Consider the following 21,637-nt stretch of genomic DNA (forward strand, 5'->3'; position numbering starts at 1 on the left):
CGGGTCTCGGTCGTCAGGCCGAGCAGTTCAGCCCGGTCCGCAGGGCCTCGAGGTTCTCGCGCATCAACGACAGGTAGTCCTGGCCCTCGTCGACGCGTTCGACGGGGTGCAGCACCGCGGTCTCCACGCCGAGGTCGCGGGCGAGCTTGTCCGCGACCGCGGGGTTGGCCGTCTCCTCGAAGAAGACCGTGGTGACCGAGTTCTCCCGGGCCACCTCCATCACGTCGCGGACGCGGGCGGGGGAGGGTTCCACCTCGGGGTCGACCCCGGCGATGCCGATCTGCCGCAACCCGTACCGCTGCGCGAGGTAGCCGAACGCCTCGTGCGAGGTGACGAGCGCGGCGTCCCGGCACCCGGCGAGCGCCGAGGCGTAGTCGGCGTCGAGGCGCTCCATCTCGCCGGCGAACCGGTCGGCCCCCGCGCGGTACGCCTCGGAACCGTCGGGGTCGACCTCGGCGAGCTCGCCGGCCACGTCGCGACCGAGCGAGGCCATCCGGACCGGGTCGAGCCAGAAGTGCGGGTCGCGGTCGTCGTCGGCGTACTGCGCGGCGTCGACGAGGTGCCGCGGCGGCCGGGCGTCGAGGGCGTCGTCGATCGCGGGTTGCAGCCCGCTGAGGTGGACGACGACGTCCGCGTCCACCATCTCGGCCACCTGCCGGGTCGTGACCTCGGTGCCGTGGCTGTCGTCCCCGGCGGCCAGGACGCTCGTCACCACCGCCCGGTCCCCGGCCACGGCCTCGGCCGTGAACTGCAGGGGGTGGGACGTGGTCACCACGCTCACCCCGTCCTCCCCGCCGGTCTGCGGGTCCGGTGACCCGCAGGCGGCGAGGAGGGCGAGGGCCAGCGCGCCGCCGGCCAGCGGCGCGGACCTCACTCGGTGACCTCACCGGGGACGGCGGTCAGCTCGTTCGGGGTGACCTCCAGCGTGCCGCTGGCGTACACCTCACCGGTCTCGATGTCGACCGCGTGGATCTCCTTCGTCGCCGGCTCGGTGATGAAGGCGGTGCCGTCCATCGTGAAGACCTGCGGCTGCGGCGCCTGCCAGTCCTCCTGGACCTCCCACGGCGCCACGACGGGCGTGGAGCGCGTCACGGTCCCGGCGACGGGGTCGATGAGGTGCAGCTGCCCGTCGGTGCCGAGCACGACGCCCTCGCCGTTCTCGCCGCGTCCCAGCGACCGGTACCAGTAGGAGGTGCCGCCGGGCAGCTCCACCAGGCGCAGGGTGGCGTTCGTGGTGTCGATGAGCGAGACGCGCGTGGTGAGGTCGACCTCCGCGTCGGGGTTCGACTTGTAGTCGCCGAGGACGACCGGGGACTCGTCGGTGCCCCACTGGTTGCCGATGCGGCCGTAGGCGTCGGGGCTCTGGACCTTGGTGATCTCGGTGCCCTTGACGACGAGGACGCCGTCGCTGCAGCCGATGACGACGGTCTCGTCGGCCGCGACGGTCTCGCCGTGGGTGTTGGGGCACTGGTCGTTCGCGGCGATCTGCTGGTCCTGCGCGTCGAGGACGCGGATGCCGGTGCGGGCCTCTTCCGTCCCCTCGGTGACGACGAGCGACCCGTCGCTGCGCTCGACCGCGACGCCGTGGTGCGCGGACGGGGTCCTGTACTCGCGCGCCTCGCCTTCCTCCACGGCGTCGTGGGCGACGTGCTCGGAGTCGAAGGACACGACCTCGCCGGTGCCGTCGTCGAAGAGCGTCGTCCTGCCGGCGTGCCGGACGACGTGGCCCGGCTTCTCCGCGGCGTAGACGACGTCGGTCTCGTGGGGCTTCGCCGTGTAGTAGTGCGAGTGGTCGCCGTGCGGCTCGCTCCAGGCGCCGGCGTCCAGGACGTGGAAGCCACCGGCGGCGGACACCATCACGTGGCGACCGTCCCCGGCCGGGTTGAGCCGGGTGAAGCCGTCGTAGGGCACGTCGGCGAGCACCTCGAAGGTGGAGGCGTCGAGCACCTGCACGCCGCCGTCGTAGGTGACGGCGACCCGGGCCTTGGCGGCACCGACCTCGGTGGCCTCGGGGGCGGCCGAGGTGCTGGGTGGGGCGGCGGGTGTCTCGGAAACGCCACCACCGCAGGCGGTCAGCAGCGTCAGGGAGAGGGGGAGGGCGGTCAGGGACAGCAGGGGGCTGCGGCGCACGGGAGACGTCCAACCTGGTCGGGAGCTGTGAACGTCGGAACCGTAACACGAGTGAGAACCGTTATCGACATGCCCTCCGCGATCTCCGGTCGAGAAGCGGGCCGGTCTGTGGTGGGGTGAGGTCCGTGGACGACGACACCGACACCGCCATCGACACACCCGAGGTCGAGACGGACACCGCAGAGGTCGAGCTGGTCGAGCACGAGCCGAGCGAGATCACGTACGACGAGCAGCGCTACCCGGCCCGCCCGCGGGCCCTGCGCCGTCCCCGCCCGCAGGCGCGGTTGCGCGGCACCGACGCGCCGCCCCGGCCCGAGGCGGGGGAGGGCCCGGCCGACGGGTCGAACCCGGAGTACGTGCGGTGGCTCCTCGTGCAGTCGATGCTCGCCGACGCGGAGAAGATCAGCCGCCAGTTCTCCGGCAAGGCGAGCATGTGGCAGAACCCGTACGCCAAGCCCGACCCGCGCCGAGCCGTCGACACGGCCGCGGTGTGGTTCACGGCGTACCCCATCTCCCTCGTGACGCGCGCCGGCCGGTCGTTCCTCGGCTCCCTGGGCGACCCGGACCTGTGGCAGGCGTTCCAGCGCATCGGCATCGACGCCGTGCACACCGGCCCGGTGAAGGCCGCCGGCGGGCTCGACGGCTGGCGCCAGACCCCCAGCGTCGACGGCCACTTCGACCGGATCTCCACCGAGATCGACCCGATGTTCGGGACCGAGGGGGAGTTCCGCCACCTGTGCGAGGTGGCGGCCGACCACGACGGCAGCGTCATCGACGACATCGTCCCCGGGCACACCGGCAAGGGTGCGGACTTCCGCCTGGCCGAGATGGCCTACGAGGACTACCCCGGGATCTACCACATGGTGGAGATCCCGCAGGAGCACTGGGAACTGCTGCCCGACGTCCCGCCCGGGCACGACGCCGCGAACCTGGACGCCGGTTCCGAGGCGGCGCTGTCCGAGCTCGGGTTCATCATCGGCCAGCTGCAGCGCGTCATCTTCTACGCGCCCGGCATCAAGGAGACGAACTGGTCGGCGACCCGCGAGGTCGTCGGCGTCGACGGTGTCACGCGGCGCTGGGTCTACCTGCACTACTTCAAGCAGGGCCAGCCGTCGGTGAACTGGCTCGACCCCTCCTTCGCGGGGATGAAGCTGGTCATCGGTGACGCGCTGCACTCCCTGGGCGACCTCGGGACGAGCGCACTCCGCCTGGACGCCAACGGTTTCCTGGGGGTGGAGAAGAGCGTCGAAGGCCCGGCCTGGTCCGAGGGGCACCCGTTGTCCGAGGCGGCGAACCACCTCATCGCGGGGATGGTCCGCAAGGTCGGGGGGTTCACGTTCCAGGAGCTGAACCTGACGATCGAGGACATCCGCGACACCTCCGAGGTCGGCGCGGACCTGTCGTACGACTTCATCACCCGTCCCGGCTGCCAGCACGCGGTCGCGACCGGCGACACGGAGTTCCTGCGGCTGTGCCTGCGCCAGGCGCTCGAACTGGGCGTCGACCCCGCCTCCCTCGTGCACGCGCTGCAGAACCACGACGAGCTGACGTACGAACTGGTCCACTGGGCCACCCGGCACTGCGAGGACGAGTACGAGTTCCGCGGGGCGACCGTCACGGGCGGGACGCTCGCCGAGACGATCCGGGCCGACCTCGTCGAACGCCTCACGGGGGACAACGGCCCCTACAACCTCGTCTTCACCACGAACGGCATCGCCTGCACCAGCGCGAGCGTCATCGCCGCCAGCCGGGGCCACCGCGACCTCGACAGCCTCACCGAGGACGACGTCGAGCAGATCAAGCGGGCCCACCTGCTGATGGCGATGTTCAACGCCTGGCAGCCGGGGGTCTTCGCCCTGTCCGGCTGGGACCTGCTGGGCATGCTGCCGCTGCCGGTCGAGAGCGTGAAACCCCTCCTCACCTCGGGGGACACGCGCTGGATCGAGCGCGCCGGGCACGACCTCATGGGCGTCGCCCCCGAGGCGACGATGTCGGCCTCGGGCATCCCCGTCGGGCGCTCGCTCTACGGCACCATCCCCGAGCAGCTGCAGGACGACAACTCGTTCGCCAGCAAGCTGTCCCAGGTGCTCGCGGTCCGCCGCGACAACCGCATCGCGACGGCCCGGCAGATCGACATCCCGCCGGTCGCCCACCCGAGCATGCTCGTCATGGTCCACGAGCTGGACCCGGCCGACCACGGCGGCCGCACCGCCCTGCAGGTGACGGTCCTGAACTTCGGGTCCGAGACGATCGAGGGCTCGGTGCGCTCGGAGCACTTCACCCCGCGGGTGCCGGTCACGGACCTGTCCAACGGCGGCGAGATCGGCTGGGTCGACGACCTCAAGAGCTTCGGCGTCTGGCTCAAGCCCTACGCCGGGTTGTCGCTCCTGCTGCGGGAGAACGAGCCCGAGGACGACGTCAGGCGTCCTGAGGGACGTTGAACGGCGTGACGATCTGCACGGCCGAGGCGCTGCCGGTCAGCTCCGTGCGGGTGTAGGGAGCCTGCAGGAGCATCCGGCAGGCCTGCCGGCAGTCCGCCCGCAGGTCGTGGTGCAGCACCGCCGTCAGGTCGCCGCGGCGCAGCAGGTCGGCGTTCTCCCCGTCGAGGTCGTGCGCGACGAAGGCCGCGGGCCTGCTGCCACGGCGTTCGAAGGCCCGCACGACGGCCCCGTTGCCCCCGGCTCCCGCGCACATCGAGTACACCGCGCGGAGGCCGGGCCGGCCGCCGAGGACGGCGAGCACGGACTCCTCGACGACGGCCGGGTCCTGGTCGTCGTCGACGACGGTGAGCACGGGCCGCACGGACCCCTCGAGCTGGGCGAGGGCGGCCTCGAAGCCGGCCCACCGCTCCCGGTCCCCGTCCTGCGGCTGCAGGCCCCGCACGACGAGGACGGGCTCGGAGGGGTCGGGGACCCACTGCGTCAGCAGGTAGGCGGCGGTGGCGCCGGCGCCGCGGTTGTCGGCGCCGACGTACCCGCGCCGCCGGCTGCCCGGCAGGTCGCTCGCGAGCGTCACGACGGGGACCTGGGCGGCGGCCAGCTGCTCGACGGCGGCGCGGACCACGGGCAGGTCCGGGGACTGCAGCATTACGCCGTGGGAGCCGGTGCGCCGCACGCGGTCCAGCTCGGCGGCCACCCAGTCCGCGGACGCCCCCGGCGCGGTGTGGAACCGGGCTCGCACCGTGGCGGGGTGCAGCGCGGGCAGTTCGGCCTCCAGGGCCGAGCGCACGGCGTCGGTGAAGCGGGTGGGGGAGGCCATGACGACGTCGACCACCACCGTGCGACCGCTGAGGCGCACCTGCGACCGCTGTCGCTCGAGGTCGGCGACGGCGCGGCGCACCTGCTCGACCGTCGCGGTGCGCACACCCGGCCGCTCGTGCAGGACGCGGTCCACGGTGGCCTCGGACACCCCCGCCTGCAGGGCGATGTCCCGCACGCTGAACGTCCGCCTCACGGGCAGATGCTCCCACGCTCGTGCGCCAACAGTTCGCGCACGAACGGGTAGCCTGCCCCCGTGACGACCGAGGACCCGCTGGCGCTGGAACGGCAGGTCTGCTTCGCCCTCGTGGTGGCGGCCCGGACGGTGCTGTCCGTGTACCGCCCCGTCCTGGAACCCCTGGGCCTGACCCACCCGCAGTACCTCGTGATGCTGGCGCTCTGGGGACGCGAGCCGATGTCCGTCAAGGACCTGTCCGAGGCCCTGCAGCTGGACCCGCCCACGTTGTCCCCGCTGCTCAAGCGGCTCGAGGCGCAGGGGTTGCTCGAACGTCGGCGGCTGCCGGAGGACCAGCGCAGCCTCGCCGTCACCCTCACCGAGCGGGGGAGGGCACTGCGCGAGGAGGCGCTGCGGGTGCCCGGGCAGGTCCTCGACCGCCTCGGGATGGACGTGGCCGAGCTCGAACGCCTGCGGGACGGGCTGACGCACGTCATCGACGCGGCCACGTCAGCCGGGGCCACGACCGCGGGCCTCAGTCGAGGTCGGTGACGCGCTTGCCCAGCAGGGACAGGGCGAGCTCGCAGAACGTGGAGTCGGCCCAGGAGAACCACTCGCGCGTCCACCGCGACGGGTCGTCGACGTGGAACCCCTCGTGGACGTGGCCGGTGTCGTCGTCGCAGTCGGCGACCAGGCGCAGGACCCGGACCGCCTCCTCCTCGTCCCCGCTGGTCAGGGCCTGCACGCACAGGGCGATCGGCCAGACGTAGCGGTCCGGCGTGTGGGGGCTGCCGATGCCCGTCGCGGCGGTCCCGCGGTGGAACCAGGGGTTCGTGTCGGACAGCACGAGCCCGCGCGTCGCGACGTACAGGGGGTCGTCGGCGCGGCAGGCGCCGAGCAGGGGCAGGGAGAGCAGGCTGGGCATGTTCGCGTCGTCGGCGAGCAGCGTGCTGCCCAGGCCGTCGACCTCGTAGGCCCAGACGCGGCCGTGCCCGGGGTGCTCCACGACGCCGTGGGCCTCGACGGCCGCACGCAGTTCGGCGGCCAGGGCCTCGGCGTCGGCGGCGAGACCCGCGTCGTCGAACACCTCGCGGGCGAAGGTGGCGACGTGGTCCAGGGCCCGGGCGGCGAAGAGGTTCGCCGGGACGTTGTAGCCGTACTCGCAGGCGTCGTCGCTGGGGCGGAACCCCGACCACGTCATGCCCGTGACCGCCACGGGCGTCCCGAGCCCGTCGCGGTCGAGCGTCTCGCTGCGCTCGTCCGTCGGCCGGACGAACCGGTAGGGCGAGCGGCCCTCGTGGTCCTGCTCCAGCCGCCACAGGTCGACGATGCGCCGCATCGCCGGGTGCGCGTCGGGGCCGAGGAGGTCGTCGCGGCCGGCGGCGCGCCGCAGCCGGTGCGCCAGGAGCACGGGGAAGGCGAGGGAGTCGACCTCGTACTTGCGCTCCCACAGCCAGGGGTCGTCGCTGTTGTCACCGGGTTCGTGGCAGCGACCGGTCGGGCCGTCGTTGAAGGCGTTGGCGTAGGCGTCGTGCCGGATGGAGGCGAACTGGGTCCGCAGCACCCCGGCGATGACGTCGGTGAGGGCCGGCGCGCGGTCCAGCAGCAGCAGGTACGTCTGCCACTGCGCCGTGGAGTCGCGCAGCCACATGGCCGGGATGTCGCCCGTCACGACGAACACGGACCCGTCGGGCCGGACCGTCGGCGTGCGCTCGACGGTCTCCCGGAGGGCCCGGGCGACGATGCGCCCCACCCGTTCCCCGGCCCGCTGCGTGACCTGCTCCGCCAGGTCGTCCACCAGCGCCGCCGGCAGCAGCTCGTCCACGTCCACCCTCGTCGTCGCGTCCACGGCGCCACTGTAGAGGCAGCCTGGGAACGATCTCAGGAGAACGCCGGATCCGCGGGGGCGAAGTGTTCGCACGGCGTTCAGCCGACCTCCTCCCGCACGTGGCCGGACCGGGCGCGCGGCGCACCCACTCTGGAGCCGTGCGAGTAGCGATCGTCACCGAGTCCTTCCTGCCCCAGGTCAACGGTGTGACCGGCTCCGTGCTCAAGGTCTGCGAGCACCTGCGCTCCGAGGGTCACGAGGCCCTCGTCGTCGCCCCCGGACCGGGCCCCTCCCGGCACGGTTCCGTCCCCGTCGTCCGCATCGCCTCGGCTCCGCTGCCCGGGTACGCCGAGCAGCGCGTCGCCTACCCGTCCTGGCGGCTCGCGCAGGCGCTGCGCGACTTCCGTCCCGACGTCGTCCACCTGGCCGCCCCCACGGTCCTCGGGGCGCAGGCCGCGACCCTCGCGCGCCGCGCCGGGGTGCCGGCCGTGGCGGTGTACCAGACCGACCTGCCCGGGTACGCCGCCCGGTACGGGTGGCGGGGTGCGTCGCAGGCGGTCTGGCGCTGGCTGCGGCGGGTCCACGAGATGGCGGCCCGCACCCTGGCGCCGAGCCGGCACGCGTGCGCCGAACTCGTGGCCCACGGGTTCCCGGACGTCTCGCGCTGGCCGCGCGGCGTCGACGTGCAGCGGTTCCACCCGCGGTTCCGCGACGAGGAGTTCCGCCGCGACCTCGCCCCGCGCGGGGAACTGCTCGTCGGCTACGTCGGGCGGCTGGCCCGCGAGAAGGAGCTCGACCTCCTCCGCGAGGTGCACGGCGTGCCGGGCGTGCGTCTCGTCGTCGCCGGCGACGGACCGCAACGCGCCCACCTGCAACGGGTCCTGCCCCGGGCGCGGTTCCTGGGCATGGTGCACGGGGCGCAGGTCGCGCGCGTCTTCGCCTCGCTCGACCTGTTCGTCCACACCGGCCGCCACGAGACGTTCTGCCAGACCGCCCAGGAGGCCCTGGCCAGCGGCGTCCCCGTCGTCGCACCCGCAGCCGGCGGGCTGCTGGACATCGTGGACCCGGGGGTCAACGGGGAGTTCTTCACCCCCGGCGACGGCGCCCAGCTGCAACGGGTCGTGGGCCACCTGCGCCAGGACACCGGCGCCCGGCTCGAACTCGCCGGCCGGGCCCGGACCTCCGTGGCCGGTCGCGACTGGACATCGGTCGGGCACGACCTCGTCGCGACCTACCGCGCGGTGTCCGTCTAGGTGCCGGCCGGCTGGACGCCGACCGTCCCGAACCCCTCCGGGAGCCGGAACGGGCAGTACGGGCTCATCTGCGGCTCCACCCTGTCCTGGGCGCGCTGCAGGGCCTCCCGGGCCGGGGTGCGGCTGTAGAGCACGGCGTCCTTGGCGTCGACCGTCGCGTCCCACAGCACCTGCGCCGCGGGCAGCGGCGGCCGGGACGTGCTGTGCTGCAGCTCGTCGGCGAAGAACCGCAGCGACGGGTCCGAGGCGGAGGGGTCGGACAGCACGTCCACCCGGGTGGGCAGGCGCTTGAGCTCGCCGAGCAGGGTCCGCTGCCCGTCCGCCCCCGCGTAGCTCGTCATGAAGTCCCACACCTCCTTCGACCGGCTCGACCCCTTCGGCGTCGCCACCGCGAAACCCCCCGACCACGTGTACGGCTGGTCACCGGGGGAGTTCACGGGCAGGTGCGTCACCCCGACGTCGAGGTCGGGTGCGTACTTGGCGAACTGCGACAGCCACCACGGCGTGGCCGTGACGAAGGCCCGCCGCCCGGTGAACATCGTGTTCGCCGACGGGGGACCGGACGCGGGCTGGTAGGTCGCGAGGAACAGGTCGACCTTGGTGAAGTCCAGCCGGTCGCGCCACTCCTCGAGCTGCTCGTAGGCGTGCAGCACGGGGTCGGCGAGCAGGTCGACGCTGCAGCTGGTGTCGTCGAAGTACTTCGCCCCGCGGGCGAACGAGTACGTCATCGGCCACCCCTCGTCGCTCCAGGGGATCCAGCCGATGCGTTCGTAGTTCCCGCGGGCGTCCCGGCGGGTGACGGCGTCGGCCATCTCCAGCACCCGGTCGAACGTGACCGGTCCGTTGGCCGGGTCGAGCTCGTCCGGGTCCACCCCCGCCTCGCGCAGCAGCTGCTTGTTGTAGAACAGCGAGCGGCAGTCGGTCTCGGTGGGCAGCGCGTAGAGCTTGCCGTCGTAGCTGGCCTCGTCGGCCGCGAAGCGCAGCCACCCCGAGCGGAACTCCTCGACGCTGACCCCGCTGTGCTCCTCGACGAGCGGGTCGAGGGGCTCGAGCAGGCCGAGGGCCGCGTACTGCGCCGTCGTGAACCGGTCGAGCAGCCAGACGTCCGGGGCGGTGCCGCCCCGCACGGCCGTGATGATGCTGGCGCCGTAGTTCAGGGAACCCGCCGGCACCTGGCTGGCCGTGATGCGGGTGCCGGGGTTCGCCGCGGTCCAGGCGTCCAGGAACCGCGTCTGCGCCGGCAGGTCGTCACCGCCGGCTCCCCAGAAGGAGATGTCGCCGGCGGCGCGCGGACCGGAACCGCACCCGGCGAGTCCGGCCAGCCCCGTGAGGCCGGCCAGCCCACCTCCGAGGACCGTGCGACGGCTGGGGTTCTGCGTGCGGCTCACTTGAAGCTCCCGACGGTCGCGCCACGGATGAAGTAGCGCTGGAAGAGGAAGAAGAGGACCACCAGCGGCAGGATCACCAGGAACGACACCGCCATCAGCTGGTTGTACTGGAAGTCCTCGGTGGAGGCGGTCATCGTGTACGCCTGGATGCCGATGGACAGCGTCTGCACGTCCTGGTCCTGCAGGTACAGCAGCGGGCCCATGAAGTCGTTCCAGGACCCCACGGCGGCGAAGATGGCGACCGTGGCGAGGGCCGGCCGGGCCTGCGGGAAGACGACGGTCCACAGCGTCCGCCACGCGTTCGCCCCGTCGATCGCGGCGGCGTCCAGCACGTCGCGCGGGAACTGCAGCAGGAACTGCCGGATGAGGAAGACGTAGAACGCGGACGCGAACATCGACGGCACGACCAGCGGCGCCCAGGTGTTGATCCAGCCGAGCTTGGCGTAGAGGTCGAACATCGGGATGAGCGTGATGGGGAAGGGGATGAACAGCGTCGCGATGACGACGTAGAACACCTTGTCCCGGCCGGGCCACTGCAGGCAGGAGAACCCGTACGCCACGACGAAGTTCGAGGCGACGGCGAACACCACCGACAGCGCCGTCACGACGACGGTGTTGCGGAAGAACGTGAAGAAGGGCATCGACTGCACGGCCGCGGAGAAGTTCTCCCAGTGCAGTTCGTGCGGCCACAGCGTCGGCGGGAACGCCGCCAGTTCCGTGTCGGACTTCAGGGCGCTGGCCACCATCCAGTACAGGGGTGCCAGGAACGCCAGCGAGATGACCAGCAGCACCACGCGGGCGGTCCAGCGGGCGCGCCGCGTGCGCACGGGGCGGGCGCGCAGGTCGCGCCGGGCGGATCCGAGGGTGGGGCGGGGGAGGGTCACGGCCACGTCGTCGTCTCCTCTCGTCTCTCGTCGGGTCTCAGCCGGCGTCGAGGTCGTAGTTCACGAAGCGCTTCGACAGGACGTAGACGAGCGCGGACAGGGTGACGCCCACCACGAACAGCAGGAACGCCAGAGCGGAGGCGTAACCGAGGGAGGCGTAGCTGAAGGCGTTGCGGTAGACGTACAGCATGTAGAAGAGGGTTCCGTTGTCCGGACCGCCGACCGCGTCGGAGACCCCCGCCGAGACGACGTACCCCTCGGTGAAGATCTGCAGCGCGCTGGAGATCCCGGTGATGAGGTTGAACAGGATGACCGGGGAGATGAGCGGCAGCGTGATCGACAGGAACTGCCGCACCGGCCCGGCCCCGTCGACCCGGGCGGCCTCGTACAGCGTCGGAGGCACGGCGCGCAGGCCGGCCAGGAAGATCAGCGCCGCGTTGCCGGCGGCGAGCTGGGCCATCGCGACGATGACGAACTTGATGGTCCGGGGGTCTCCGAGGAGGTTGACGTCGCCGGCGCCGAACACGCGCAGCACCTGGTTCACGACGCCGAACTGCGGGTTGACGAAGACGATGAAGATGAACCCGAGGGCGAACGTCGGCACGAGCGAGGGGATGTACAGGGCCGTCCGGTACCACCGGACCTCGCGCAGGTCCTGGTTCATCGCGATGGCCACCACGAGTGCCACCAGCAGGCTGCAGGGGACCGCGACCACGGCGTACAGCAGCGTGTTCCCGATGGAGGTCCGCACGAGCGGGTCCACCGCCGCCGACACGTAGTTCGTGAACCCGACGAAGTCGGGGGAGTTCATCCCGGAGTACCGGGTGAGGCTCACGACGAACGAGTAGACGACCGGGTAGACGACGAAGACGACGACCCCGACGATCCACGGGGAGACGAAGGCCAGCCCCGTCCACAGGCGCCTCCGGTCGCGTGGGCTCAGTCGCGGCCCGGTGCGGCGCACCTCGAGGACGCCCGCGCGCAGGCGCGGTGGGTCCGTGGTCGTTCGACCGGTCGCTGGGAACACGAGACCTCCGGGACGGCGGACTTCCCGTCGGCCGGCGTTGGACGACGGGTCGTGCGCCCAGTCCACCCCGCGACCCTGGAGTCTGTCAACGTTCTCAGACGAGTTCCGGGACGCCGTCCTCCCTCAGCCACTCCGGGCGGGGGCCACGGCCCAGGCGGTACCGGGCGGCTCGTTCCGACGGGCTGTGGGGTCCGAGGGCGAGCCTCAGGGCCTTCAGCGAGACCCGGGCCGCGGCCAGTTCCCGGCGCAACCGGGCGGAGGTGGACGACCTGCCGCGGCCCGGCACGCCGGCGAGGTCGGCCAGGGTGGGGGACAGCACGAGCGACCCCGCGCGGGCGATGCGGCGGTACACGAGGCGTTCGGCGCGGCCCAGACCCGTGGGGCCGGTGATGAAGGCGCGCAGGTCGTCGGGCACGGGAACCAGCCCGGGACGCTGCTCGTGCAACGCCTCCGCGAGCTCCCTGCGGGAGGTCGGCAGGTCGAGGGCGCCGAGAGCCCGGGCGCTGCGCGCCCAGTCGGCCACGTACTCGTCCCCCCACCGCGACCCGAACCGCGGGGTCAGGTCGTTCCCGCAGGCGTCCTGGGCGGCCAGGAACGCGTCCGTGAAGGCCAGGTGGACCCAGCGCAGCAGGGCTGGGTCGGACGCGGAGTAGGGCCGGCCGTCGGGTGCGGTCCCTCGCACGCGCTGGTGCATCCCGCGGACGCGAGCCGCCTCCCGATCGGCCAGCTGCGACGATCCGAACGTCGTGACGGTGAGCCAACGCGCCGTGCCGGCGAGCCTGCCCCACGGATCGGTGCGGTAGGTGGAGTGCCGTTGCACGCCCGCGAGGGCGAGCGGGTGGGTGCCCTGGCCCAGCAGGGCCGCGACCCCGCCCACGAGGGTGGACAGGTCGCCGTGGACGCGCCAGACGACGCCGTCCGGCTCGAACCAGCCCGGACCCTCGCCGACGGTGGCGATGGCCCGGACCCAGTCCGGCGCCCCGCTCGGGTCACCCGAGACGCGGCGCCGGAACCGGGCGCGGAAGCGGTCGGAGGTGCGCAGCGCGCTCCTACTTCTCGTAGCTGCGCAGCGCGTTGCCCACGCCGAAGAACGTGGGGGCCCAGTGGCCGACGAAGATGCCCCAGCGGTCGGCGCGGTCCACGCCCGCGTCCTCGGCCTTGCGCGAGATCGTCCAGGCCAGGAACGACAGCCCGATGCTGGCGAAACCGGCCGTGTAGGCCCACTCGGACTTGATCCCGGCCTCGTGCAGCGACTTGATCACGGTGTCTCCTCGGTAGTGCGGTGGGTTGAGCGGTGGGAACTGCGTGGTCGTCGGGTGACACCTGCATCTGACCGCGGTCCGCGCGGGCCCGCCACCGGAGAGCGACCGAACTGTGACCTGGACCACGCATCCACCGGGCCCCTCAGGTCCGAAGGGATGGGTGAGAGGGGGTGACGACGTGCACCGACGTTCGACGAAGGACTCAGCGACCGACCGGCCCGGCGTCGCCGGCCACCTGTGGGGTGCCCTGTGCGGGGTGCTCTCCGGGGGCCTCACCCTCGGGGTCGGTTCCCTGGTCGCCTCGTTCCTCGTCCGGTCCTCCGACCCCGTGCTCGGGGTCGGTCAGGAGTTCATCGCCCGCACGCCGGAGTGGCTCAAGGAGTGGGCCATCCGGCAGTTCGGCCAGTCCGACAAGGCGGTCCTGCTGGGCAGCCTGTACGGCACGCTCGTCGTGTTCTTCGTCGTGCTGGGGCTCCTGGCCCGTCGGCACCTGCGGGTCGCCCTCGCGGGTGTCACGGTCCTCGGGGTCGCCGCGGTCGGTGCTACGCTCAACCGGCCGGACGCCACGGCCCTCAGCTGGCTCCCCTCGACGATCGGCACCGTGGCGGGTGCCCTCGCCCTGGTCCTCGGCACCCGTGCGCTGCGGCGACGCGGCCGGGGCCCTGCCGGGGGCGCCCTGTCCCGCCGGTCGGTCGTCCTCGGCGGCGTCGCCGTCGTCGCGGCCGGCAGTGCCGGCGCGGGCGCGGCGGTCACGTCGTCCCGGTCCGTCGCGCAGGCCCGGTCCAAGATCGTGCTGCCGAAGCCCGCCTCGCCCGCGCCGGCGCTCCCCCCGGGGATCGACACGGTCGAGGGGATCACCCCCTACGTGACGAGCGCGAAGGACTTCTACCGGGTGGACACGGCGCTGTCCGTGCCGCAGGTGGACGTCTCGTCGTGGTCGCTGCGCATCCACGGCATGGTCGACCGCGAGGTCTCCGTGACGTTCGAGGACCTGCTCGCGGAGGACCTCGTCGAGCGGTGGACGACCATGACGTGCGTCTCCAACGAGGTCGGTGGGAACCTCGTGGGGAACGCCCGGTGGTTGGGGGTTCCGCTGACCCTGCTGCTCGACCGGGCGGGTCTGGACCGGGACGCCGACATGCTGCTGTCCCGTTCCTCCGACGGTTTCACGATCTCGACCCCGGTCGCCGACGCGACCGACGGGCGGGACTCGATGATCGCCGTCGGCATGAACGGAGAACCCCTGACGGACGTGCACGGGTTTCCCGCCCGCATGCTCGTGCCGGGGTTGTACGGGTACGTCTCGGCCTGCAAGTGGATCACCGAGATCGAGGTCACCCGGTTCGACCGGGCGAGCGCCTACTGGACCGACCGCGGGTGGGCTCGGGAGGCGCCGATCAAGACGGCCGTGCGCATCGACGTCCCCGCTTCGTTCGGTCAGGTCCGTTCCGGCGCAACGGTTCCCGTGGCCGGTGTGGCCTGGGCCCAGACCCGCGGGATCTCCGGGGTGGAGGTCTCGGTGGACTCCGGGCCGTGGCGCGCGGCAGAACTCCTGCCGTCGGTCGGGAAGAACTCCTGGGTCCAGTGGACCGTCGGCCTCGACGGTCTGGAACCCGGGAACCACACCCTGCGGGCCCGTGCCACGGACGGGACGGGGCAGCTCCAGACGGAGGCCGTGGCGAAACCCATCCCGGACGGTTCGTCCGGATGGCCCAGCAAGTTGTTCACCGTCGTCTAGAAACTCCGGTGACGTTTCGGCAACGGCCGGAGCGGTACCCCGTTCTCGAGGTGCGAAACCCTCGAGGACGGTTGACCATCGAACTACCGCACCAGAAACCGAGGAGAAACCCATGTCCACGCTGAACACCACGTCGAACGGCAAGAAGGCCTTCTCCCTGGTGGCCCTCGCCGGGGCCCTCACACTGGCCGTGGCCGGCTGCGGCGGCTCGGACGGGACCGCGGGGAACGCCGAGCCCTCGACGAGCACCTCGTCCTCGTCGTCCAGCTCGATGTCCTCCAGCCCGTCCGAGAGCATGACGAGCTCGATGGCCTCGGACACCACCCCGGTCGGCCCCGGCTGCGCCGACTACGCCGCGCAGGTCCCGAGCGGTGCCGGTTCGGTCGAGGGCATGTCCACGGCGAACGTCACGACGGCCGCGTCCAACAACCCGCTGCTGAAGACGCTCACCGCCGCCGTCTCCGGTCAGCTGAACTCGCAGGTGAACCTGGTCGACACGCTCAACGGTGGCGAGTTCACGGTCTTCGCGCCCGTGGACACCGCCTTCGAGAAGCTGCCGGCCGACACCGTGAACTCGCTCAAGACCCCCGAGGGCGCCCAGACGCTGACCAAGGTCCTCACCTACCACGTCGTGCAGGGGAAGATGACCCCGCAGCAGCTGCTCGACGCGAAGTCCGTCAAGACCGTCGAGGGCCAGAACGTCGAGGTCGCCGGTTCGGCCGACGCCCTCACGGTCAACGGGTCGACGAACGTGATCTGCGGCAACGTCCAGACCTCGAACGCGACCGTCTACCTCATCGACTCGGTGCTGATGCCGCCGTCCTGACGGACGACGTGACCGTCGCCGTCGCGGCACCGATCGCCGCGACGGGACGGTCCGCGGGCAGCAGGGCGAGTCGCGAGGCGATCCCCAGCCCGCGCACGAAGGCGGACCCCTCGGCCTGCCGGTCCAGCGCACGCCCCACGGCGTGCAGGACCGGCAGGCCGTTCGTCGTCACCCCACCTGCCAGGACGACGACCGCCGGGTCGACCGTCAGCACCAGGGTCCGCACCGCGAGGGCGACCGCGGTCGCCCACCGGTCCACGACGGCCGCGGCCGCCGGATCCCCCGCGGCGGCGGCTGCGAACAGGTGCCCGCCCTCGCGGCCGGGTTCTCCGTGCGGCCAGGCGCGTTGCAGCGCCGACCCCGCGGCGACCGTCTCCAGGCACCCGCGCTGCCCGCACCCGCAGCGTTCCCCGGCCGGGTCCACGGCCAGGTGCCCGACCTCGCCGGCCGCGGCGCTGGCGCCGCGCTGCAGGACTCCGCCCACCACGAGCCCCGCCGCGACCCCTGTCCCCAGGGAGAGCAGGGCGAGGTCCCCGGCGGGCTCGAGCGACCGCCAGGCGCCCCACGTCGCCGCCTTGACGTCGTTCTCCACCGCGACGGGGACGCCGCCGACGGCCGCGCCCAGGAGGTCCGCCAGCGGGACGGGTTCCGGGCCGAACCCCAGGTTCACGGCGTCGCGCACGCATCCCGTGTCCGGGTCGACCAGCCCGGGGACCCCGACACCCACGTGCTCGGGGACGGCGCCCGCGGCCTGCACGAGCTCGACCACGGCCGCGCTCGCGGAGGCGACCACCTCGTCGCGCCCCAGACGGGTCCGGTGCCGGCACGTGGCCAGCACCTCGCCGTCGGGCCCGAGGGCGACGCCGTCGACCGACGTGCCGCCGATGTCCAGGCCGATGCGCACGGCGCGGCCGTCAGCCCACGGCCCGCAGCAAGGCGTGCCGCAGCGGGGCGAAGGCGGCCAGGCTCTCGGGCAGGCCGCCCGGGCGGGACCGCAGCGCCCAGCAGGCCCGGTGCTCCTCGAGGAGGCCCTCGAGCTCGGTGAGCAGCCGCGGGGCGCGGACGGCGTCGAACGCCCCGTCCTGGCCACGGGCCTGGAAGACGCGGACGGCGAACTCCGCCAGCTGCAGCGCCCACGTCACCTCGCGCACGACGACGTCGCCGTCCGCGGCGGCCGGCTCGGCCGACCGGAGGTCCTGCACGCACGACAGCAGCTCGGCCTGCACGTCGGCGAGGGCCGCGGGGGCGGGCACGGCCCACGGCTTGAGCTGGTCCGGTTCGCGCAGCACGAGGCACAGGGGGGAGGCGTTGAGCAGGGGAGCGCCGAGCTGTGCGCAGACCTTCCCCGCGCGCACGAGGACGTCGCCGACGACGCCGTGCGGGTCCAGCAGCAGCGCGTCGGACAGGACGGCCGCGACGTCGACGTCGCGGTTCCCCTCCAGCGACCAGGACACCGCGCCCCCGAACAGGACGGGACCGAAGGCCACCGACGGCGGGTCCCAGTGCCCGTGGTCGCCCCAGGACGTGTTGAGGTAGCCCTGCGCGGAGTGGGCGAGCCCGACCTCGGCCGCGTCCAGCATGTTGCCGACGGCGTTGTCCCACCGGCCCAGCAGGGAGTTCCAGTTGCTGGCGCCCGGCGCCACCCAGAACGGGATGCCCGCGTCCAGCAGCAGCTTCGCGCGGTCCCGGAACCCGTCGCGCAGCGCGGTGACGTCGACCCCGAGGGACTCCCACTCCTGCACCTGCCCGGGGGAGGCCGCGTCGACGACCTCCTGCAGCAGCTGCGGGGAGTCGTACTGCCAGACCACCGGGACGGCTCCCGCCGGGACCTTGTCCATGAGTTCGGGGTGGTCGCCGAAGACGTCGGCCCAGAACTCCACCGCGTACCCGCGGTCCAGCCACGGCTGCAGCACGCTCGTCACGTAGTCCCAGTACACCGTCCCGAGGCCGACCTCCTCGGCCCGGCCGGCGCTCTTGCCCGTGCCCAGCTCGAACGGCTCGTCGGCGCCGACGTTGAGGCGCTTCGTGCGGAAGTTCGGGGTGACGTCCTCGAGCAGGCCCTGGACGAAGGCCGCGTTCTCCGGGGTGGGTTCCAGGGTGCTCGGCGGCCGGTGCACCTCGCGCATCTCGAAGCCGTCCTCGTTCTCGGCGCGCTGCGCGTGCCGGGGGTGCTTGAGGAACCGCTCCATGTGGCCCAGGGTGTTCTGGTTGCAGACGAGGTCCACGCCCCGGGAGGCGCAGAGCGCGTCGAGCCACTGCAGGTCCTGCGCCGTCAACGGCGAGGCGTCCTGCCACACCTCCTGCTCACCGCTGAACGCGTAGGTGTGCTCGGTGTAGAGCTCGAGGGTGTTGATCCGGGCCAGCACCAGCACGTCGACCCAGCGCGCCAGCGTCCGCCGGGTGGGGACGCGGTCGCGGCTGACGTCGAGCATGAAACCCCGCACCGGGAAGTCGGGGTGGTCGCTGATGTCGTAGGAGGTGGTGGAGAACTCCCGGTCCGCGCGGAGCTGGTCCAGGGTCGCCAGCGCGTACCGCAACCCCGCCGCGTCCGAGTGCGCGATCGTCGTGCCCTCGGGGGAGGTCTGCAACCGGTACCCCTGTGCGGGCGTCGCCGGGTCCAGCACGACGCGCAGGGGAGCGTCCGCGGCGGGCCCGGTGCCCGTCGTGCTCGTCATCGACTGCGGACGGGGGAACGGGGTGACGGGCACGAGGAGTTCTCCTGGGTTCGAGGGGGTTTCCCCGAGTCTAGGGAGTTCGGGGTCCCAGAGGAACCCTCAGCCGAAACCGAACTCGCCCGAGAGGACGAGGGCGGCGGCGCCCTGCAGGATCCCGGCCTCGCCGAGCCGGGCCATCCGCAGGTCGACCGTCCCGCTCGTGGCCGGCAGGCACGCGCTCGCCACGAACTCGCGCGTCGCCTCCAGGAGCGGGCCGTCGAGGAGTTCCGGCGGCCCGGTGAGCAGCACCTCCTCGAGGTTCAGGGCGGCGACGACGGGGGCCAGCACGGCGCCGAGCCGGCGCCCCGCGTCCCGCAGCGCCGAGCGCCGGCCCGAGGCCGTCCGGCCCTCGACGGCCGACTGCAGGTGCGGCAGGCCCAGGTACGTCTCGAGGCAACCGCGGCGGCCGCAGCTGCACTGCGGCCCCCGGGGGTTCACGGTCAGGTGGCCGATCTCACCGGCCGCCAGGCCGTGCCCGCGCACGAGGTTCCCGTCGAGCACGAGCCCGGCACCGACGCCGCGGCCGATCGCGACGAGGAGGAAACCCGAGGTCGAGGCGTCGGCGTAGGTGAACTCCGCCAGGGCGGCCGCGTCGGCGTCGTTGGCGACGTGCACGCCGGTCCCGAGCCGGGTGCCGAGGTGCTCGGCGAGGTGGACCTCGTTCCAGTCGAGGTTGGCGGAGTCGCGGACGACGCCGTGGGCGTCCACCACGCCGGGAGAGGCCACGCCCGCCCCCACCACCGGCCGACCGGAGTCGTGCAGGACGCGGGCCGCGAGGTCCGCGACGGTCTCGAGCGCCGCCCGTCCGGTGCGGCCGCCGAGGTCGGTCGTCTCCTCGTGCACGACCGCACCGCCGAGGTCGAGGACGGCCGCCCGGGCCGTCGGTTGGGACTGCAGGTCGACCGCGAGGACGAAGTGCTCGGTGGTCCGCAACCCCACCATCATCGCCGGTTTGCCGACGCGCCCCTCGGGGCGCAGGCCGAGTTCGGCGACGAGTCCCTCGGCGAGGAGGTCGCCGACGATCTCGGAGACGGTCACGCGCGTCAGGCCGGTCGAGCGCGCCAGGTCCGCGCGGGAGGCGGGCCCGTCGTGGAACAGCAGGCTCAGCAGGACGGCGCGGTTGTGGGCCCGGGCCTGCGCGGGCACGACCGTCGCGCGCAGGCGTCCGGAGACCATCGCCCGTCGCCACTGGGGTGGCCTGGCGTCGCTGGTGGTGGCCGGCTCGCTCACGCAGTAGTGATACCAGACTGACAAATCCCCGCGGGAGTCTTCCGGTGGACGCGGCACGGCGCTACTGTCACGAAAGCGCAGCACGACTCACAAACCGTCGTGCGCGTTCCGCCCGTCACCGTCGACCCGGCTGAACCCGCCGCTGGAGGTCCCCGTGCCAGCCGACCACCCCACCGGTCTCGTCCCCGCCCCCCGCTGGTCCGGTGCGGCCCCGCAGGGCCCCGGGGCCGACCTCGGCGCCGGGGGCGACGTCCTCGCCCCGCGGGCGTGGTGGCCGGCCCTGCTCGCCGTCCTGCGTCCGCTGGAAGCCGGGACGGGCGCGGTGTTCACCCTGCGGGAACCGCAGGCGGGAGCGGAGCCCGACGCGGGGGAGGGGGCCCTCGTGACGGTCCGCCGCGTGGACGAGGTCCCGGGGTTGCTGCAGGCCTGCGGCCCTTCCTCCCAGCTGTCGGAGGGGTACGGGTTGCGGGTGGGACGGGGCACCGTCGAGGTCCTCGCCACGACGGCCACGGGTGCGGGTCACGCCCTGCAGACCCTGCGGCAACTGCTCCCCCCGCACGTCTTCCGGCGGGCCGGCCGTGGACCGGCCGTCGCTCCTCCGGTGGACCTGCTCGACGCGCCCCGGCACGCCTGGCGGGGCCTCATGCTCGACGTCTCGCGGCACTTCCACGGGGTCGCCTGGACGTACGACCTCATCGACCAGCTGGCGCTGCACAAGCTGAACGTCCTGCACCTGCACCTCACGGACGACCAGGGCTGGCGCCTGCAGGTCGACGCGTTCCCCCGGCTGACCGAGGTGGGGGCCTGGCGGCGCGAGACCCTCGTGGGGTACCGCTTCTCCGACACCTTCGACGGCCGCCCCGACGGGGGTTTCCTCACCAAGGACGACGTGCGCGACATCGTGCGCTACGCGGGCGACCGCGGGATCACGGTGGTGCCCGAGATCGACGTCCCGGGCCACGTGCTGGCCGCCGTCGCCGCGTACCCGGAGTGGGGGGTGACGGGCGTCCAGACGGAGGTCCTCACCCGCTGGGCCCGGTCGCACGACGTGCTCAACCTCGAGGACGCGACCGTCGCAGCCGTGGAGACGATCCTCGACGAGGTCGTCGAGCTGTTCCCCAGCCGGTACGTCCACATCGGCGGGGACGAGTGCCCGCGGACCCAGTGGCGGGACTCCCCGCGCGTCCAGGAACTCCTGCGCGAGCGGGGACTTCCCGACGAGGACGCCCTGCAGCACTGGTTCACCCGCCGGCTGCGCGACCACCTCGCCTCGCGTGGGCGCGTCCTGCTGGGCTGGGACGAGGTCCTCGCCGCCGACCTCCCGCAGGACGCGGCGGTCGTGGCCTGGCGCTCGGAGGACGAGGCCCGGGCGGCGCTGGCCCAGGGGCACGACGTCGTCGTCGCGACCCAGGGGAAGCTCTACCTCGACTACAAGCAGTCGCGTGACCCGCGGGAACCGCTGGGGCCGAGGATCTTCGGTCCCTACCTCACGGAACTGCGGGACACCTACGAGTACGCCTGGCCCGAGCACGACCGCGTGCTGGGGGCCCAGGTGTGCCTCTGGACGGAGTTCGCGGACAGCCGGGAGAAGGCCGAGTACCTGCTCTTCCCGCGCACCTGCGCGTTCGCCGAGAGGGCCTGGAACGGAGCCCCCGACACCTTCGAGGAGTTCCTCCCGCGCCTGGAGCACCACCTCGAGCGGCTGACCGCCTCGCACGTGGGGTTCCGCGGCCTCGACGGTCCGCACCAGGGGCAGAGCGACACGTGGTGGGGCCTCGAAGCCGAGGCGCCACCGCACGTCCTGCTCTCGTCGGACGACCAGCCGGAACAGCAGTCGGACCAGCAGCCGGACACCGTGCCGGAACCGCGCGTTTCGAGTTTGTGAACACTCTTGCCACCCGCTGGTCGCGGGTGGTGCACTGAGG

At 73.0% G+C, this 21,637-nt stretch carries 18 protein-coding genes; 6 read left to right on the forward strand and 12 right to left on the reverse strand.

The annotated features are described in order from the left end of the window. Window positions 1-13: 13 nt before the first annotated feature. Complete coding sequence (locus AB1207_RS15030; protein WP_367639193.1) at window positions 14-874, reverse strand: metal ABC transporter solute-binding protein, Zn/Mn family; 861 nt, start codon at window positions 872-874, stop codon at window positions 14-16. Beyond that, a complete protein-coding gene (gene aztD, locus AB1207_RS15035; protein ID WP_367639194.1) occupies window positions 871-2,130 on the reverse strand; it encodes a zinc metallochaperone AztD in 1,260 nt (419 codons plus the stop codon). The genes AB1207_RS15030 and aztD overlap by 4 nt, the downstream gene beginning before the upstream one ends. 149 nt (window positions 2,131-2,279) lie before the next feature. Between aztD and treS the strand changes: the two genes are divergently transcribed. After that, window positions 2,280-4,571, forward strand: a complete 2,292-nt coding sequence (gene treS / locus AB1207_RS15040) for a maltose alpha-D-glucosyltransferase (RefSeq protein ID WP_437178953.1) — start codon at window positions 2,280-2,282, stop codon at window positions 4,569-4,571. On the opposite strand, the gene AB1207_RS15045 is transcribed toward treS, so the two are convergent. Further along, window positions 4,549-5,583, reverse strand: coding sequence for a LacI family DNA-binding transcriptional regulator (locus AB1207_RS15045; RefSeq protein ID WP_367639195.1), 1,035 nt, complete (start codon window positions 5,581-5,583; stop codon window positions 4,549-4,551). The two genes, treS and AB1207_RS15045, sit on opposite strands and share 23 nt — an antisense overlap. A gap of 60 nt (window positions 5,584-5,643) precedes the next feature. On the opposite strand from AB1207_RS15045, the gene AB1207_RS15050 reads away from it, so the two are divergent. After that, window positions 5,644-6,114: a MarR family winged helix-turn-helix transcriptional regulator gene (locus tag AB1207_RS15050; RefSeq protein ID WP_367639197.1), complete on the forward strand. Its 471-nt coding sequence runs from the start codon at window positions 5,644-5,646 to the stop codon at window positions 6,112-6,114. Here the strand turns inward: AB1207_RS15050 and AB1207_RS15055 are convergent. Beyond that, window positions 6,098-7,411: a glycoside hydrolase family 125 protein gene (locus AB1207_RS15055; RefSeq protein ID WP_367639198.1), complete on the reverse strand. Its 1,314-nt coding sequence runs from the start codon at window positions 7,409-7,411 to the stop codon at window positions 6,098-6,100. The genes AB1207_RS15050 and AB1207_RS15055 overlap by 17 nt on opposite strands. A 137-nt stretch (window positions 7,412-7,548) precedes the next feature. Here AB1207_RS15055 and AB1207_RS15060 point away from each other — a divergent pair, with 137 nt between their 5' ends. Beyond that, complete coding sequence (locus AB1207_RS15060) at window positions 7,549-8,643, forward strand: glycosyltransferase family 4 protein (RefSeq protein ID WP_367639199.1); 1,095 nt, start codon at window positions 7,549-7,551, stop codon at window positions 8,641-8,643. Here AB1207_RS15060 and AB1207_RS15065 read toward each other — a convergent pair. The 5 genes from AB1207_RS15065 to AB1207_RS15085 form a co-directional block, all read right to left on the reverse strand. Next, on the reverse strand, window positions 8,640-10,031 hold the full coding sequence (locus tag AB1207_RS15065) for an extracellular solute-binding protein (RefSeq protein ID WP_367639200.1): 1,392 nt from the start codon (window positions 10,029-10,031) through the stop codon (window positions 8,640-8,642). The two genes, AB1207_RS15060 and AB1207_RS15065, sit on opposite strands and share 4 nt — an antisense overlap. Continuing rightward, window positions 10,028-10,921, reverse strand: a complete 894-nt coding sequence (locus AB1207_RS15070; RefSeq protein WP_367639201.1) for a carbohydrate ABC transporter permease — start codon at window positions 10,919-10,921, stop codon at window positions 10,028-10,030. The genes AB1207_RS15065 and AB1207_RS15070 overlap by 4 nt, the downstream gene beginning before the upstream one ends. 31 nt (window positions 10,922-10,952) lie before the next feature. Next, entirely contained in the window at window positions 10,953-11,942 is a 990-nt protein-coding gene (locus AB1207_RS15075; RefSeq protein ID WP_367639202.1) for a carbohydrate ABC transporter permease, read from the reverse strand. 94 nt (window positions 11,943-12,036) lie between these two features. After that, window positions 12,037-12,984 carry an oxygenase MpaB family protein gene (locus AB1207_RS15080; RefSeq protein WP_367639358.1) on the reverse strand — a complete coding sequence of 316 codons (948 nt, stop codon included), beginning with the start codon at window positions 12,982-12,984 and terminating at the stop codon, window positions 12,037-12,039. Between the two features lie 7 nt (window positions 12,985-12,991). Then, the gene (locus AB1207_RS15085; protein WP_366172588.1) at window positions 12,992-13,204 is read right to left on the reverse strand and encodes a hypothetical protein; all 213 of its coding nucleotides are present in this window, start codon (window positions 13,202-13,204) and stop codon (window positions 12,992-12,994) included. A 178-nt stretch (window positions 13,205-13,382) separates the two neighbouring features. Here AB1207_RS15085 and AB1207_RS15090 point away from each other — a divergent pair, with 178 nt between their 5' ends. Together AB1207_RS15090 and AB1207_RS15095 are read left to right on the forward strand one after the other, a co-directional pair. Beyond that, window positions 13,383-14,942: a molybdopterin-dependent oxidoreductase gene (locus AB1207_RS15090; protein WP_367639203.1), complete on the forward strand. Its 1,560-nt coding sequence runs from the start codon at window positions 13,383-13,385 to the stop codon at window positions 14,940-14,942. Window positions 14,943-15,054: 112 nt separating this feature from the next. Continuing rightward, window positions 15,055-15,768 (forward strand): fasciclin domain-containing protein, encoded by a 714-nt coding sequence (locus tag AB1207_RS15095; protein WP_367639204.1) that lies wholly within the window; start codon window positions 15,055-15,057, stop codon window positions 15,766-15,768. Here the strand turns inward: AB1207_RS15095 and AB1207_RS15100 are convergent. The 3 genes from AB1207_RS15100 to AB1207_RS15110 all read right to left on the reverse strand — a co-directional run bounded on the left by AB1207_RS15100 (window position 15,737) and on the right by AB1207_RS15110 (window position 19,712). Next, the gene (locus tag AB1207_RS15100) at window positions 15,737-16,672 is read right to left on the reverse strand and encodes an ROK family protein (RefSeq protein WP_367639205.1); all 936 of its coding nucleotides are present in this window, start codon (window positions 16,670-16,672) and stop codon (window positions 15,737-15,739) included. The genes AB1207_RS15095 and AB1207_RS15100 overlap by 32 nt on opposite strands. A gap of 10 nt (window positions 16,673-16,682) precedes the next feature. Then, window positions 16,683-18,476: a family 20 glycosylhydrolase gene (locus AB1207_RS15105; RefSeq protein WP_367639206.1), complete on the reverse strand. Its 1,794-nt coding sequence runs from the start codon at window positions 18,474-18,476 to the stop codon at window positions 16,683-16,685. A gap of 66 nt (window positions 18,477-18,542) precedes the next feature. Next, the gene (locus AB1207_RS15110; RefSeq protein ID WP_367639207.1) at window positions 18,543-19,712 is read right to left on the reverse strand and encodes an ROK family transcriptional regulator; all 1,170 of its coding nucleotides are present in this window, start codon (window positions 19,710-19,712) and stop codon (window positions 18,543-18,545) included. A 154-nt stretch (window positions 19,713-19,866) separates the two neighbouring features. Here AB1207_RS15110 and AB1207_RS15115 point away from each other — a divergent pair, with 154 nt between their 5' ends. Beyond that, the gene (locus AB1207_RS15115) at window positions 19,867-21,597 is read left to right on the forward strand and encodes a beta-N-acetylhexosaminidase (protein ID WP_367639208.1); all 1,731 of its coding nucleotides are present in this window, start codon (window positions 19,867-19,869) and stop codon (window positions 21,595-21,597) included. The last annotated feature ends 40 nt before the right edge of the window (window positions 21,598-21,637 follow it).

Source organism: Kineococcus endophyticus, from assembly GCF_040796495.1.
Lineage (GTDB): Bacteria > Actinomycetota > Actinomycetes > Actinomycetales > Kineococcaceae > Kineococcus > Kineococcus endophyticus.